The following is a 15,702-nucleotide window of genomic DNA, read 5'->3' on the forward strand; positions in this document are numbered from 1 at the left end:
CAGGTGACGGCCGGCACGGCCAGCGGTGGCAGCGGAGCCGCGGCGGCGGTGAGGGACGGTGGCGACGACGGACCCGCGACGACGGCCTGCCGACAGCACCCGGGGTGGATGGTGTCGGCAGGCCGCCGCTGGTGCCGCCCGGTCAGCCGGCGGGCGGGTACGGGTCGTCCTGGTAGGTGTACTCGGTTTCGATCTTGCCGTCGGCCGTGTGCACCACGAGCTGGCTGGGTTCGTTGCCGTGTGCCGTCTCGCGCCCGGCCTCGACCGCCCGCTGCTTCGTGTCGTACGTCCCGACGACGGTGCTGCCCTGCTCGACCTTCCAGCCGGCGCCGTCGGGCACCACGTGGTACTCGTTGCGCGTCATCTCACACCCCTTCCCTGCGTGACGGACGTGGTACCCGGGGCAGGCGGGAGGAAACGCGACAGTCGATGCGGCTGTTACGCGGTCGGGCCCGGCCACCCCGTACGGGGTGACCGGGCCCGGTCGGTGCGCTGGTCCTACCAGCTCAGGTAGCTGGGCTGGGTCTGGACGTTCAGCTCGCGGAAGTGGGCCAGCTTCGCCGTCCACGTCCGCCAGTCGTTGAGCGCCAGCACGTCGAGCCCCTTCTGGATGTCGGAGGAGTAGATGTGCCCGTTGTAGTAGTAGGCCGACCAGGAGCCGCCCACGATCAGCTGGCTGTCCGACAGCGGGCCGCGCTCCCAGTAGCCGATCTCCTTCGGCTTGCGGGAGTTGGTGAAGTCCCACACCGAGACGCCGCCCTGGTACCAGGCCTGGACCATGATGTCCTTGCCGAGGACGGGGATGAGCGAGCCGTTGTGGGCCACGCAGTTCTCGGTGTCGCCGTTGGTGCGGGGGATCTTGTAGTAGCTGCGGAACTCCAGCTTCCGCTGGTCACCCCGACCGGTGATGTCGTAGATGGCGTTGGCGCCACGCTGCGGGCCCACGGTCTCGTTGCAGGTGGCGCCGCCGCCACCGCCCAGCTCGTCGGTGAAGACGACCTTGGTGCCACGGTTGTTGAAGGTGGCCGAGTGCCAGAACGCGAAGTTGGTGGTGTCCCGCACGGTGTGCAGCACCCGTGGCGCCTCCCGCTTGCTGATGTCCAGCAGCACCCCGTCACCCATGCAGGCGCCGGCCGCGAGGTCCTTCGTCGGGTACGCGGTGATGTCGTGGCAGCCCGTGGTCGCCGAGCCGCCGGTACGACCCTCGTAGCCACCGTCGGGGAAGAGGTTCGGCGTGGCGATGACGGCCGCGTCGGTCGGCTTCTTCAGCGGCACCTTGACGATGCTGATCGAGTCGTGCGGCGGCTGGCAGTCCGGGAAGGCGGCGTTCGGGCTGTACGAGGAGACGTACAGGTAGACCGACTTCTTGTCCTTCGCCGGTACCAGCGTGTGGGTGTGTGAGCCGCAGGCCGTCTCGACCGCCTTGACGTACCGCGGGCTGGCCTTGTGCTTGATGTCGAAGATCTTGATGCCCTCCCACGATGCCTTGTTCGTGGCGGACTGGGAGGTGCTGCTGCACGAGTCGTCGTTGCGGGACGAGTCCGTGGACAGGAAGAGCAGGTCGCCGTAGACGGAGACGTCGTTCTGCGCGCCCGGGCAGAGCACCTGGGAGACAATCTTCGGCTTGCTCGGCTTGGCGACGTCGTAGATGACGAAGCCGTCGTAGTTGCCGACGAAGGCGTACCTGCCCTGGAAGGCGATGTCGGTGCCGAGCGCCGCGGTGGTGTCGAACGGCGCCTGCTTCGGCAGGTTGGCGATCAGCTTGAGGTTGGGGCTGCTGGCAATCTCGTCGACACCGAGCGGTGCCTGGACGGCTGCGGCGGGCTCGCTGGCCGCCGACGAGACCGTCTGTGCGTTGCCGGGCGAGGCAACGGCGATGCTGGCGAGGAGGAGCCCGGTGGCGGCCACACTGACGATACGCAGTTGCCGCCCCCGTGGCAGGGTCGATCCGACCATCGGCGACGCCCTTCGAGAGGGGTAGTGACGTTGGCCGTACCCTACTCGTAGATGAGATTCATCGATGTGATCCAGCTCACATTCTACGTCCAATGTGAATGGTTACGATCGCAGCGACCTCGACCCGGAGGAGGTGTGGCATGACCGCCCGACGCGGACGGCTACTCGCCGCCGTCACATCGGTTGCCGTGGCGCTGGCCGCCGGAGCCTTCGCGTTGCGCGGTGTCTCCGCATCGGACGATCCGGCCCCGGCAACCGCCACCGCGCCCGCCACCGCCAGCCCCGCGCCGGCCTCGGCGGACGCCTCCGCGCCACCGGTCATCGTGCCGGGTCGTCCGGGTGAGGAAGCCGTCGAACGCCCCGCCGACGAGGTCCGCGACGACGCGCCGCCGCGCTACAACGGGCTGGACACCTGGTTCGTCCGGATGATGATCCCGCACCACGAGCAGGCGCTGGAGATGGCCGAGCTGGCCACCGACCGGTCCGCCGAGCCGCAGGTGCGTGCCCTCGCCGACCGGATCCGGGCCAGCCAGGGGCCGGAGATCGGCGTGCTGCGGGCCTGGCTGACCGCGCGGGGTCTCTCCGCCGGTGTCGACGGGCACGACCACGCCACGATGCGCGGGATGCAGTCGGCCGAGGCGATGCGCCGGCTCGCGGCCGCCCGGGGCGCCGAGTTCGACCGTCTCTTCCTGCGGATGATGACCGATCACCACGAGGGCGCCGTGGTGATGGCGACCGACGTGCTGAAGGTGGGGGTCGACCTGACCGTGGAGCAGTTCGCCACCTCCGTGGCCAGCGAGCAGTCCGTCGAGATCGCCCGGATGCGCGACCTGCTGCCGTCCTGACCGATCCAGCTCCGGGAAGGCCGGGAGCACCTTTCGCGTCCGTCGCCGGGATGCCTCGTACGCTGGGTGCACGATGAATGCGATGATCTTCGGCCGGCGGTTGCCCGCGGTCGCCTTCGACGTTGCCCTTGCCGGCCTGGTGGCCCTGGTCAGCGTGGCCGGCGGGCCGGTGCAGCCGGGCGGCTGGTGGTCCAGTTCCATAGGTGTCGCGATGGCGCTGGCGCTGCTGTTCCGCCGCGTCCGCCCGGTGGCGGTGACCGTCGTGGTGGCGGCGCTGGCCTTCGCCCAGGTCGCCCTCGGGTGGGCGCCGATGCTCTACGACGTGGCGGTCCTGATCGCCCTCTACGGCGTGGTCAAGTACGCCGAGCGGCTACGCGACGGCGCCATCGCCGGAGTGGTGGCCGTGCTCGGAGCGGTCTTCGCCGCCGTGCGGGATCCGTTGCCGGCCGCCTGGTACTACGCCGCCGTCTACTACACCCTGCTCACCGGGGCGGTCTGGCTGGTGGCCCTGAACGTCCGTACCCGCCGGCAGTACGTGCTCAGCCTGGAGGAGCGGGCGGCCACCCTCGAACGCGAGCGGGAGGCCGAGGCGCGGGCGGCGGTGGCGGAGGAACGCACCCGCATCGCCCGCGAACTGCACGACGTCGTGGCGCACAGCATGGCAGTCATGATCGTTCAGGCGGACGGGGCCCGGTACATGATCGACCAGAATCCCGACACCTCCCGGGACGCGCTCAAGATCGTGGCGGACACCGGCCGGCAGGGACTGGAGGACATGCGTCGGCTGGTGGGCGTACTGCGCGAAGCGAACCCTCCGGAACCAGTGCCCACACCGGCCGTACGACCCGTGCCCGACCCGGCCGGGCCCGACCACCGGCGGCCCTCGCTGGCCGAGCTGCCCGCTTTGCTGGACCGGTTCCGGGAGGCCGGGTTGCGGGTGCGCTACACGGTCACCGGCAGATCCCTCCCGCTGCCGCCCGCGCTGGAACTGACCGTGCACCGGTTGGCGCAGGAGGCGTTGACAAACGTGCTCAAGCACGCCGGAGTGGGAGCGAGCGTGGCGCTCACGCTGGCGCACACCGCGGACGGTGTCGCGCTCGCGGTGGTCGACGACGGTCGCGGTCACGGACCGCTCACCCCGACACCACCGGGTGGTCACGGGCTGGTCGGCATGCGCGAACGGGTCTCGGTGTACGACGGCACCCTCACCGCCGGTGCCCGGCTGGCCGGTGGCTGGCAGGTACGGGCGTGGCTGCCGCTGCCGTCGTCCCCGGGCTCGGAGGTGCTCGCGGCATGACGATCCGGGTGGTGATCGTGGATGACCAGGCGCTCGTGCGAGCCGGCTTCCGGATGGTGCTGGACTCCCAGCCCGATCTTGAGGTGGTGGGCGAGGCGATCGACGGCGCGGACGCGCTGCGGGTACTCGACCGCGTCCCGGCGGACGTGGTGGTGATGGACATCCGGATGCCGACGATGGACGGGGTGGAGGCCACTCGGCGGCTCTGCGCCAACCGGCCGGCCGGAGGACCGAGAGTGCTGGTGCTGACCACCTTCGACACCGAAGCGGACGCGTTCGCCGCGCTGCGCGCGGGAGCCAGCGGCTTCCTGCTCAAGAACGTCCCTCCGGAGGAACTGCTGACCGCGATCCGGGTCGTCGCCGGCGGCGACTCGGTGGTCGCCCCGTCGATCACCCGCCGGCTGCTCGACCGGTTCGCCGGACAGCTCGGCAGCGGGCCCACCGAGAACCCCCGGCTGGCCCAGCTCACCGACCGGGAACGGGAGATCCTGCTGCTGGTCGCGCAGGGTCTGGCCAACGCGGAGATCGCCGCCCGGGTACACGTCGCCGAGGCGACGGTGAAGACCCACGTCGGCCGGATCCTGGCCAAGCTCCAGCTCCGCGACCGGGTGCAGGCGGTGGTGCTGGCGTACGAGAGCGGCCTGGTCACCCCGGGCGCTGAGGGCCCGCGTACGACCTGAGGCGTACGGGAGTGGCCGGGGCGGGACGACCTGAGGCGTACCGAGGTCGAGCGTCCGGGTTGATCTCGACAGGCCGGTGGTCTCCATAGCGTCGGGGACGTCCGACATCCACCGTCCCACGGAGCAGCACGTGTCGATCGCACCACCCGTCCACGTAACCGCAGGTGTCGCCGTCACCGCTCGGAGCCTGCGCAAGCAGTACGGCACCGGCCAGGCCGCCGTCGTCGCCCTCGACGACCTCGACGTCGACTTCGCCGCCGGCCGCTTCACGGCCATCATGGGCCCCTCCGGCTCCGGCAAGTCGACCCTGATGCACTGCCTGGCCGGCCTGGACCGCCCCACCGCCGGAACGGTACGCGTGGGCGACACCGAGCTGGGCCGCCTCGACGACCGCCGGCTGACCCTGCTGCGCCGCGACCGGATCGGCTTCGTGTTCCAGAAGTTCAACCTGCTGCCGGCGCTGCGCGCGGAGGAGAACATCACCTTGCCGTTGGACATCGCCGGACGGCGGCCGGACCCGGCCTGGCTGCGGCAGGTGGTCGCGGCGGTGGGACTGACCGACCGGCTGCGGCATCGTCCGGCCGAACTCTCCGGTGGCCAGCAGCAGCGCGTCGCGGTGGCCCGGGCACTGATCACCAAACCGTGGGTGATCTTCGCCGACGAGCCCACGGGCAACCTGGACTCCCGCGCCGGGGCAGAGGTGCTGCGGCTGCTGCGCGAGGCGGTCGACACCCTCGGGCAGACCGTGGTGATGGTGACCCACGCCCCGGTCGCCGCCGCCCACGCCGATCGGGTGGTCTTCCTCGCCGACGGTCGGCTCGTCCGGGAACTGGCCGAGCCGACCGCCGAGCGGGTCCTCGACGTGCTCGGTCGTCTGGACACCGACGCCACGGCCCCGGTCGGAGGGCGCTGACATGATCAGGCTGACCCTGCGGTCGTTGCGCGCCGAGGCGGCGCGCATGCTGCTGTCCACCCTCGCCGTCGTCCTCGGGGTGGCCTTCATCGCCGGCACGTTGATCTTCGTGGACGGGATGCGGGCCGGCGCGTACGACCGGGCCGGCACCTTCGACCGCCACACCGACGTCGGTGTCTACCGGGACGAGGCGATCGACGCGTCCCTGGTCGAACGGGTGCGCGCGGTCGACGGGGTACGCGCCGCCGAGGGCGAGCTGATCGGCACCGGCGGGCTGGTCGGCTCCGACGGCCGTCCGGTGCTCGGCTACGGGGTCCTCGCCGCGATCCCCACCGATCCCGCCCTCCAGTCGTACGACGTGGTGGCCGGCCGCCTGCCCGCCCGCACCGGCGAGCTGGTGCTCGACCAGCGGACCGTCACGGCGCAGGGGTTCGACCTCGGCGCGCCGGTACGCGTCGGCGGCGCCAGCGGCGCGGCCCGCCCGTACACCCTGGTGGGCACGGTCGACGTGGCCGGTACTGCGCGCGACGTCGGTGGTCCGTACATCGGTCTGGTGGGTGCCGACGCCCTCGCCGCGACCGACCGCGGCGGCTACGACCGGATCATGGTGGCGGCCGAGGCGGGTACGACCGATCGGTTGCTCGCCGAGCGGATCGCCGAGGCGGCCGGCGCGGACACGACCGTACGCACCCGACAGGAGATCCTCGACGCCACCGTGGCCGAGGAGGTTCGCGACCTGCGCCAGTTCAACATGGTGCTGCTCACCTTCGCCGGGGTGGCCGTGGTGGTCGCCGCCTTCGTCATCGCCAACACGTTCACGATCGTGCTCGCCCAGCGCACCCGGCGGACCGCGCTGCTGCGCCTGGTCGGCGCCACCCGGGAACAGGTGTTCCGGGCCACGCTGCTGGAGTCGGTAGCGGTCGGGCTCGCCGCCTCGACCCTCGGCGTGGGGCTCGGTGCCGGGCTGGCGGCCGGCCTCAACCTGTTGATGGCGCGGCTGGACACCCCGTTGCACGGCGAGCCGACCCTCACCGTCGGCACCGTGCTGGGCTGCCTCGCCGCCGGCACGGCCCTCACGGTCGGCGCGGCACTCGTACCGGCCTGGCAGGGCACCCGGGTCGCCCCGGTGGCCGCGTTGACCGACGCCGCCGTCCAGGTCGCCCGCCCCGCCGGCCGGGTACGCCTGGCGCTCGGCGCGATCGTCCTCGCCTGCGGGGTGGCGGCACTGGTCGGCGCGGCCTCGGCGGGGCAGGTCGTGCTGGTGGCCCTGGGCGGGGTGCTCGGCTTCCTCGGCCTGGTCCTGTTCGGTCCGGTGCTGGTGCCGGCGTTGGTGCGGCTGTTCGGCGTCCCGGCCCGCAGCATCTTCGGCAGGACCAGCTCCCTCGCCGTGGCCAACGCGGTCCGCAATCCGCGACGGCTCGCCGCGACCGCCACCGCGTTGGTGATCGGGATCGGCCTGGTCTCCTCCTTCGTGGTGGGCGCGCAGAGCACCAAGGCGGCCATCGAGCGCAGCGTCGACGCCGAGGTGGGCGTGGACTTCGTGGTGACCGGGATCGGGGTGGACCTGCCCGCCGGGGTCGTCGACGCGCTGGCCGACCGTCCCGAACTGGGCACGGTGCACGAGTCGCGTACGCACGTGGTCGCCGACGTCGAGTTCCGGGCCGCCGCCCCGGCGCTTGTCGGTCACCGGGTCGACCGGGTGCTCACCGGGCAGCTCGACCGGTTCGGACCGGGTCGGCTGCTGGTGCACCGGGAGCTGGCCGGTCGGCGCGGTTGGTCGGCGGGGGAGACGGTGACCCTGCACGGACGCTCGTTCGAGGTGGCGGCGGTGGTCGTCGGCACCGGACCCGAGGCCGACAACGGGCGGATACCGGAGGGTCACGTCGTCGAACTGGACGACGCCGACTTCACCCGGCTCTTCCCCGACGAGCGGGGCCACCTGGCGGAGGTCGACCCGGCGGCGGGGGTGTCCGCCACTGCGGCCCGGGCCGCGATCGAGGCGGTCCTGGTCGACTACCCGACGGTCAACCTGATGGACCAGGCGGCGTACAAACGGATGCTCACCGGCACCATCGACATGCTGCTGGCGTTCGTGGTGGCACTGCTCGGACTGGCGGTGGTGATCGCGTTGGTCGGGGTGGCGAACACACTGAGCCTGTCGGTGGTGGAACGCACCCGGGAGAACGCGGTGCTGCGGGCGGTCGGTCTGACCCGTGGGCGGATGCGGGGCATGCTGGCCGTCGAGGCGGTGCTCACCGCGCTGGTCGGCGCGGTGCTCGGCGTCGCCCTCGGCACCGGGGTCGCCGCCTCGGCGATGGCCGTGCTGTCCCGGATCGCCGGCGAGTTCACCCTCGTCGTGCCGTGGGGACAGCTCGGCGGCATCCTCGGGATCGCGGTGCTGGCGGCGCTGGTCGCATCGGTGCTGCCGGCCCGCCGGGCCCTGGCGCTGCCCGTCGTCGAGGCACTCGCGGACCGCTGATCAGAGGCGTTCCACCGTGGGGCCGGTGCAGCGGTTGCGGGTGTCGAAGACGTATCGGGCATGCCGGACCACGAGGTCGTAGTCGAACACGTCGTGGTCGGTGACCACCACGACACCGTCGGCCTCGCGCAGCTCGCGCTCGGTCAGGCCCACGGTCAGCACCCCGGCGGGCAGGTGGTGCGCCTCGGCGTACGGCTCGACCGCCCGGACCTCGGCGCCGAGTTCCCGCAGCCGGCGGGCGACCTCCACGGCCGGCGAGTCGCGCATGTCACCGGTGTTGCGCTTGTACGCCAGCCCGAGCAGCAGCAGCCGGGCGTCCTTGACCGCCCGCCCGGAGCGGTTCAGCCCGGCCATCACCCGTTGCGCCACGTGTTCGGGCATCTCGTGGTTGACGTCGTTGGCCAGCTCGATGAACCGGAACTGCCGGCCGAGGCGGCGCTTGACCTGCCAGGAGAGGTAGCAGGGGTCGATCGGCAGGCAGTGCCCGCCGACGCCGGGCCCGGGCCGGAACGGCATGAATCCGAACGGCTTCGTCTCGGCCGCCTCGATGGCCTGCCACACGTCGATGTCCAACTGGTGCGAGAGCATCGTCAGCTCGTTGACCAGGGCTATGTTGACCTGCCGGAAGGTGTTCTCGATGAGTTTGGTCAGCTCGGCGACCCGGGTCGAGTCCACCGGGACCGTGCGTTCCACGAGGCGCCGGTAGAACGAGTCGATCCGGGTGAGCGCGGCGGCGTCCACCCCGGAAACCACCTTCGGGGTGTTGGCCAGCCGCCAGGTCGGGTTGCCCGGGTCGATCCGCTCGGGGCTGTACCCGAGGTGGAAGTCCCCGGGGCTGCGCAGCCCGCTGGCCGCCTCCAACAGCGGTCGGAGCAGCTCCTCGGTGGTGCCGGGGTAGGTGGTGGATTCCAGGACCACCGTACAACCGGGCCGCAGGTACGGTCCGATCCCCGTGCCGGCCTGCTCCACGAAGCTCAGGTCGGGGGTGCCGTCACGCAGCGGAGTGGGCACGGTGATGACGCAGATGTCGAAGTCCTTGGCATCGGCGTACTCGGTGCTCGGGCGGTACCGACCGCTGGCCAGCGCACGGCCGAGCCGGTCGGCGGGAATGTCCGACACGAACGACTCGCCCGAAGCGAGGCGCTTGATCCGGTCGGCGTCGACGTCGAGGCCGACCACGTCCAGACCGGCCTCGACGGCCTGCATGGCCAGCGGCAGACCGACATAACCCTGGCCGACGACGACCAACTTCTCCACGCTCACCCGAACTCCCGAACAGTAGGAGATAACTGCTGGTGAGGAGCCTAGAGCGCAGTGTGGTGCCGTACGTCCGTTTCGGGGATTTAGAGCGACCGGTCGCGTTTAGGGAAGGTTGAGGCCGGTGAGGTCAGCCGCTCTCGCCCTCGCCGGTGCCCGGCGGATCACCGTCCGGCGGCGTGGTGGGCGTGGACGGCGTGGTGGGTGTCGACGGCGCCGGACTGCTGGGCGTATCCGTCGGCTCCGGGTCGGGGCTGGGCGTGGTCGGGTCCGGCGACGCGGGCTCGCTCGACTCGCTGGGCTGGGGCGAGGACGGCTCAGGCGACGGAGACTCGCTCGGCCGGGTCGTCGAACCGGCCGGACGCAGCGACGGCGCCTGCGCCGGTGCGCTCTCCTGCGGGCTCGGTGGTGCCGCTTCCTCGTCGGTGGACTCCACCGTCGGTGCGGTGGTCGGCAGCTTGACCGCCGGGGTGTTGGCCTCCTGGGTGGCGCCGAGCGCTGCGCCGAGCGCCGTCATCCCGACCAGCACGGCGGTCAGCGCGCCCACCAACTTGCCGCGACGCCGACGGCCCGGTGGCGGTGCGTCGATCACCGGCAGTCCGGTGCGTGTGTCCGGCCCGGCGTCGCGCAGCGCCGTGGCCGCCGGGACCACCGTGGTGGGCAGGGAGCCCTCGGAGACGGCTGCCCGTGCCGCCTCCGCCATCGCCGCCGCGCTGCTGAACCGGTCGGCCGGGTCCTTGGCCAGGGCCCGGTCGACCAGCACCCGCACCGCTTCCGGGATGTCGTGGGGCAGTTCCGGTGGTGGGTCGTCGAGATGCCGGACGGCGACCTGGAGAGGGTTGTCGCCGGTGAACGGCGGACTGCCGGTCAGACAGCAGTAGGCGACGGCACCGAGCGCGTACAGGTCCGTCGCGCCGGAGACCGGTCGCCCGGCGGCCTGCTCGGGAGCCATGTACAGAGCGGTGCCCGGCACGGCGTTGGTGCTGGTGATGCTGGTGACGTTCGTCGAACGGGCCACGCCGAAGTCGACCAGGACGACCGTGCCGTCCTCCTGGATCAGCAGGTTGCTCGGTTTGACGTCGCGGTGCACGATCCCGCCGACGTGCGCGGCGTGCAACGCCTGGGCCGCCTGCGCCACCACCGACATGGTCAGGCCGACGTCCAGGCGACCCTCGGCCTCGATCCGCTTGGACAGCGGCTGACCGGTGACGAACTCCATGACCAGGTAGTCGGCCCGGCCACCGTCGGGCAGATCGTCCTCACCGCAGTCGTAGACCTGCACGATTCCCGGGTGCCGCAGCGCCGCCATGATCCGTGCCTCGGCGCGGAACCGGGCGATGAAATCGGGGTCGGAGACGAGCGAGGGCAGCAGCACCTTGACCGCGACCTGCCGTCCGAGGATCAGGTCGGTCGCCCGCCAGACGTCGCCCATGCCGCCGGTGGCGACACGCTCGTCCAAGCGGTAGCGACCGCTGAGTACGACCTCCGAAGACAACACGGCATTACCGTACCCACCGCGAGCCCGAACGGCGCGTCGGCGGGTCGGGCCGTGCCGATGGTCGGCCCGTTGTCCGAATCGACGGACCCGTCGACCGCGGACCGCGGTTGTCCCAGGGTGATCAGGACGGCACAGGGCGCCACATTGTCGTCGGTGTCGGTCCGGTCCGACCGTCCGCAGCGTCGTGGGCCCGCGCCGCGTTACGGCGAACCGCGGTTGCGCAGGTAGACAATTCTCACTGCGGGTGTGCCCGCCACGTCCCGGTCCGGCGGTGTCGGCGCTTCGAACGTCGGCCCAACCTCGGTCGGCTGGGACTGGCGCGCGGTCAGGTTGTGGTCCTCGGCGTTGTCGGCGAGAATCCGCTACCGGGCCGCACGAGCCCGGTTCGTTCAGGTCAACGGGGGTGGGGTGCGGAGCGAGGTCCGGGGCGCGGAGTCGGCCGAGTCGAGGCGTGCCGCCCCTCGGTGGGCCTCCCGAGAGCGGCCGGTGGGGCGGCGGTGCGACCGTGACCGGTGAACTGGACGAACTGGTGGTGGCCGCCCGGGCGGGCGACGAGGACGCCTTCCGTCACCTTTACCGCAATCTCCAGCCCGGGCTGCTGCGCTACCTGACCGCCCTGGTCGGTGCGGACGCCGAGGACGTCGCGTCGGAGACCTGGTTGCAGGTGGCCCGCGACCTGCCCACCTTCACCGGCGGCCAGTTTCGTGCCTGGGTCGTCACCATCGCCAGGAACCGAGCCATGGACCACCTGCGCCGGCAGCGCCGTCGCCCCGCCTTGTCAGTGCCCGTGCAGGAACTCAGCGAGTTGGCCGGGGACGCGGACACCGCCGAACGGGCGGGCGAGAGTCTCGGCACCGAGGCCGCGCTCGCGATGATCGCCAGCCTGCCGCCCCGGGAGGCCGAGGCGGTGCTGCTGCGGGCCGTGATCGGGCTCGATGCCGAGACCGCCGGGCGGGTGCTCGGCCGTCGGGCCGGTGCGGTGCGTACCGCCGCCCACCGTGGCCTGCGCCGGCTGGCCGTGCTGCTGGACCAGCGAGCTGCGAGCACCGCACCCGACGACGTCCCGACCGGGGCCGACATCCGGGTCCGGCGACGAGCCGGCCTGCCGCCGCGGACCGAACCGGTGGACGGCTGACATGCGTGGACTGCGAGTGATGCTGAGCCGGTCGCGACGCGGCGACCACGAGCGGCTGCTGGATGCCGCCTCGCACTCCGGACCCACGCGTACGGCACCGGGTCCGACCGGCCCGCTCGCCGACCTGTTACGGGCCGCCGCCGGTCCGGCGCGGGAGCGGGAGCTGGCCGGCGAGGAGGCCGCCGTCGCGGCGTTCCGCACCGCCCGCCAACCTGGGGCGGCGGCGTCGACGCCCCGGCGACGACGGCGCCGGTTCACCGTTGGCGCGGTGGCCTGGGTCGCCGGTCTGGCGGCCACCGCCACCGCGGGCGTCGCTCTGGCGGCGGCCGGTCTGGACGGCTCCGGTCCGGTCTCGCCGCCGGTCGTCACCAGCCCCGCCGCGCCGGCACCCACCATCGACGCCACGCCTCCCGGGGAGACCGGGCCTACCGGAGCGGCCACCGCAGCCCCGACCGACGGTCCTACCGCAGTCCCGACCTCCCCACCCACGCGGTCGCCGAGCACCCCGGTGTGGCCACCGGGCGCCTCGGCGACGCCGAGCCCCGGAGCCAGCGGGAACGTCGGCCCCGGAAACTCGGACAACACCAGGGACCATCCGGGCCTATGCCGGGCCTATCTGGCCAAGTCGGAACGGCAGCGGGAGCAGGCGCTGCGTACGCCGGCCTTCGAGGAGCTGGTGGTCGCGGCCGGCGGCGCGGAACACGTCGAGGAGTACTGCCACGGCCTGCGGGCCGAGCCGGAGCAGACCGGAAGCGCCGCCGGCTGAGTCCCACCGGACCCCTCCGTCCGGCGGTCCGCGCGAAGGGGAACCTGTTCCGCCCGAGCCGAATTCGACCGAATCGTGAAATCCGTTCGACGGACGGTTGGTCCCTGCTACACAGATGGTGGCGGAGCTGCCGAGACCGCCCCCCGGGCGAATCGCCTCGTCAACCAGCCGGCGAAGGCGACGTGTCAGGCGTTCGGAGCCGGTGCGTCGGCACCGTGCGGTTCAGGTTCATATGGGTTCGATGTCACCGGGGTGGGCTACCGTGGCGGCGGATCGATCGGGAAGGAGCCACGCATGGTGATGTCACCGGAGGTGGACCGGATCCCGGTGCTGCGGGACCGTGCCGCCGCGGCCCGGCACCTAGCCCGGATCTGCTTCAAGACCGGTCCACCCACCCTCACCGGGGTCGAGCTGGAATGGACGGTCCACGACGCCGTCGATCCGGTTCGCCCCGTCGACGCCGCGCGGCTGCGCGCGGCACTGGGGCCGTACGGCCCCACCACGCTGGACCCGACCAGCCCCGCCCTGCGCCTGCTCCGGGGCAGCGCGATGACCGTCGAGCCCGGCGGGCAACTGGAGATCTCCACCGCACCGCAAGCCTGCGTCGCCGCGCTGATCGATGCCACCCAGTCCGACGTGGAGCAGGCCACCAGACTGTTGGACGCCGCCGGCCTGACTCTCGGCCGGGCCGGCATCGACCCGTACCGACGCCCTCGGCCGGTGATCGACACCCCCCGCTACCGCGCGATGCGCCAGGTCTTCGACCGTCGCGGGCTCGACGGGCGGACGATGATGTACAGCACCGCCGGGCTGCAGATCTGTCTCGACGCCGGGCAGCCTGAGCAACTGCCGGCCCGTTGGCAACTGGTACACGCGGTCGGGCCGCCCCTGCTCGCCGCCTTCGCCACCGCCAACCGGCACGCCGGCCGTGACACCGGCTGGGCGTCGGCCCGGATGGGCGCGTGGTGGCGCATCGATCCCGCCCGCACCGCCCCGGTCTGGACGCCCGCCGAAGCTGACCGTGATCCGGTCGCCGCCTGGACGGCCTACGTCCTGGCCGCGCCGCTGCTCTGCGTGCGCGGCGACGGTCCGGACTGGACAGCTCCGCCGGGCGTGACCTTCGCCGACTGGGTCGACGGGGCGCTGCACCGACCGCCCCGCGTCGACGACCTGGAATACCACGTCAGCACCCTCTTCCCGCCGGTGCGTCCGCGTGGCTACCTGGAGATCCGCTACTTCGACGCCCAACCGGGGCGGGGCTGGATCCTGCCGTTGGCGGTGCTCAGCGCACTGCTCAGCGGGCCCGACACGATCGTCGCGGCGATGGAGGCGGCCGCGCCCGCTGCCGACAGCTGGCATCGCGCCGCGCGGCACGGCCTGCGGGACGCCACCCTGGCCCGGGCCGCCGCGGGCCTGCTCGACCTGGCCCGGACCGCGCTGCCGCGGCTGGAACTGCCGCCGACCCTGCACCAGGAGATGGACCACGGATTACGACGGCGGCGTGACGCCGCGGAGAGGAGCATGCGGTGACCGACATCGGCATCGACCGCGACGTCGAGGGGTTACGCGGCCGGATCGCGGCGGAGCTGGCGCGTACCCGCGCCCGCACCGCCCTGCTGACCGAGGCGGTGGACGACGACGACCTGATGCGTCAGCACTCGCCGTTGATGTCCCCGCTGGTGTGGGACCTGGCGCACGTGGGCAACCAGGAGGAACTCTGGCTGGTACGCGACGTCGGCGGGCGGGAACCGGTCCGATGTGACATCGACGACCTGTACGACGCGTTCAAGCAGCCGCGTCGGGACCGCCCGTCGTTGCCGTTGCTGCCGCCGCCGGAGGCCCGGGCGTACGTGGCCACGGTCCGGGAGAAGGTGTACGACCTGCTGGACCGCGTCACCTTCGACAGCGGTCGGCTGGTCACCGACGGCTTCGCCTTCGGCATGATCGTGCAGCACGAGCAGCAGCACGACGAGACGATGCTCGCCACCCACCAGTTGCGTTCCGGCCCGGTGGCGTTGCACGCGCCGCCGCCACCCGAGCCGACCGTACGGGTGCCCGCCGAGGTGCTGGTGCCCGCCGGCCCGTTCGTGATGGGCACCGACACCGACCCGTGGGCACTGGACAACGAGCGCCCCGCCCACCGGGTGGACCTGCCCGCGTACGTCATCGACGCCGCACCGGTGACCAACGGTGCGTACCGGGCGTTCATCGCCGACGGGGGATACGACGACCCGCGCTGGTGGACCGAGGCGGGCTGGCAGCACCGCAGGCAGGCCGGGCTCAGCGCGCCGATGCACTGGCGGCGGGACGGAGACGGCTGGGCCTACCTGCGGTTCGGCAGGTTGGACCGGGTCCGCGACGACGAGCCGGTGGTGCACGTCTGCTTCCACGAAGCACAGGCGTACGCCACCTGGGCGGGCAAGCGGCTGCCCACCGAGGCGGAGTGGGAGAAGGCCGCCCGGTGGGATCCGGCGACCGGCCGGTCCCGGCGCTATCCGTGGGGCGACGAGGATCCGACCTCCGCGCACGCGAACCTGGGCCAGCGGCACCTGTCGCCGGCACCGGTGGGCGCCTATCCGGCAGGCGTCTCGCCACTCGGGGTGCATCAACTCATCGGCGACGTGTGGGAATGGACCGCCACCCCGTTCCGGGGCTACCCGGGCTTCGCCGCCTTTCCCTACCGGGAATACTCCGAGGTCTTCTTCGGCGACGACTACCAGGTGCTGCGGGGTGGTTCGTTCGGTACCGACCAGGCGGCGTGCCGCGGCACGTTCCGAAACTGGGACTATCCCATCCGGCGACAGATCTTCAGCGGCTTCCGCTGCGCACGGGACGCCCGGCCGGACGAGGCGCATCGGTGAACGCCCGGAAGCCGG

The 15,702-nt window shown here is 72.3% G+C and carries 13 protein-coding genes; 9 read left to right on the top strand and 4 right to left on the bottom strand.

All coding sequences use genetic code 11. The features are described 5' to 3' along the window. Positions 1–142 precede the first annotated feature (142 nt). Both ACN26Z_RS14260 and ACN26Z_RS14265 read right to left on the bottom strand, forming a co-directional pair. On the bottom strand, positions 143–364 hold the full coding sequence (locus ACN26Z_RS14260; RefSeq protein ID WP_093402692.1) for a DUF2188 domain-containing protein: 222 nt from the start codon (positions 362–364) through the stop codon (positions 143–145). Between the two features lie 134 nt (positions 365–498). Then, the gene (locus tag ACN26Z_RS14265) at positions 499–1,956 is read right to left on the bottom strand and encodes an LVIVD repeat-containing protein (protein WP_421461665.1); all 1,458 of its coding nucleotides are present in this window, start codon (positions 1,954–1,956) and stop codon (positions 499–501) included. 140 nt (positions 1,957–2,096) lie between these two features. Here ACN26Z_RS14265 and ACN26Z_RS14270 point away from each other — a divergent pair, with 140 nt between their 5' ends. From ACN26Z_RS14270 to ACN26Z_RS14290, 5 genes are all read left to right on the top strand, one after another. Next, complete coding sequence (locus ACN26Z_RS14270) at positions 2,097–2,801, top strand: DUF305 domain-containing protein (protein ID WP_421461667.1); 705 nt, start codon at positions 2,097–2,099, stop codon at positions 2,799–2,801. Between the two features lie 82 nt (positions 2,802–2,883). After that, positions 2,884–4,098 (top strand): sensor histidine kinase, encoded by a 1,215-nt coding sequence (locus tag ACN26Z_RS14275; protein ID WP_421461669.1) that lies wholly within the window; start codon positions 2,884–2,886, stop codon positions 4,096–4,098. Further along, positions 4,095–4,778, top strand: coding sequence for a response regulator (locus ACN26Z_RS14280; protein WP_093402696.1), 684 nt, complete (start codon positions 4,095–4,097; stop codon positions 4,776–4,778). Before ACN26Z_RS14275 ends, ACN26Z_RS14280 begins: the two co-directional genes overlap by 4 nt. A gap of 136 nt (positions 4,779–4,914) precedes the next feature. Beyond that, the gene (locus ACN26Z_RS14285) at positions 4,915–5,691 is read left to right on the top strand and encodes an ABC transporter ATP-binding protein (protein WP_421464648.1); all 777 of its coding nucleotides are present in this window, start codon (positions 4,915–4,917) and stop codon (positions 5,689–5,691) included. 1 nt (position 5,692) lies between these two features. After that, the gene (locus tag ACN26Z_RS14290; RefSeq protein WP_421461672.1) at positions 5,693–8,170 is read left to right on the top strand and encodes an ABC transporter permease; all 2,478 of its coding nucleotides are present in this window, start codon (positions 5,693–5,695) and stop codon (positions 8,168–8,170) included. Here ACN26Z_RS14290 and ACN26Z_RS14295 read toward each other — a convergent pair whose 3' ends face one another. Further along, positions 8,171–9,433: a nucleotide sugar dehydrogenase gene (locus ACN26Z_RS14295; RefSeq protein WP_282238843.1), complete on the bottom strand. Its 1,263-nt coding sequence runs from the start codon at positions 9,431–9,433 to the stop codon at positions 8,171–8,173. 124 nt (positions 9,434–9,557) lie between these two features. Further along, positions 9,558–10,925, bottom strand: coding sequence for a serine/threonine-protein kinase (locus ACN26Z_RS14300; protein WP_282238842.1), 1,368 nt, complete (start codon positions 10,923–10,925; stop codon positions 9,558–9,560). 505 nt (positions 10,926–11,430) lie between these two features. Here ACN26Z_RS14300 and ACN26Z_RS14305 point away from each other — a divergent pair. From ACN26Z_RS14305 to egtB, 4 genes are all read left to right on the top strand, one after another. Continuing rightward, positions 11,431–12,060 (top strand): RNA polymerase sigma factor, encoded by a 630-nt coding sequence (locus tag ACN26Z_RS14305; RefSeq protein ID WP_421461674.1) that lies wholly within the window; start codon positions 11,431–11,433, stop codon positions 12,058–12,060. A 1-nt stretch (position 12,061) separates the two neighbouring features. Then, positions 12,062–12,826 carry a hypothetical protein gene (locus tag ACN26Z_RS14310; RefSeq protein WP_421461676.1) on the top strand — a complete coding sequence of 255 codons (765 nt, stop codon included), beginning with the start codon at positions 12,062–12,064 and terminating at the stop codon, positions 12,824–12,826. 294 nt (positions 12,827–13,120) lie between these two features. Further along, positions 13,121–14,356: an ergothioneine biosynthesis glutamate--cysteine ligase EgtA gene (gene egtA / locus ACN26Z_RS14315; RefSeq protein WP_421461678.1), complete on the top strand. Its 1,236-nt coding sequence runs from the start codon at positions 13,121–13,123 to the stop codon at positions 14,354–14,356. After that, positions 14,353–15,687 (top strand): ergothioneine biosynthesis protein EgtB, encoded by a 1,335-nt coding sequence (gene egtB / locus ACN26Z_RS14320; protein WP_421461680.1) that lies wholly within the window; start codon positions 14,353–14,355, stop codon positions 15,685–15,687. Before egtA ends, egtB begins: the two co-directional genes overlap by 4 nt. Positions 15,688–15,702 lie beyond the last annotated feature (15 nt).

It is taken from the genome of Verrucosispora sp. WMMD703 (assembly GCF_049178935.1).
GTDB lineage: Bacteria > Actinomycetota > Actinomycetes > Mycobacteriales > Micromonosporaceae > Micromonospora > Micromonospora sediminimaris.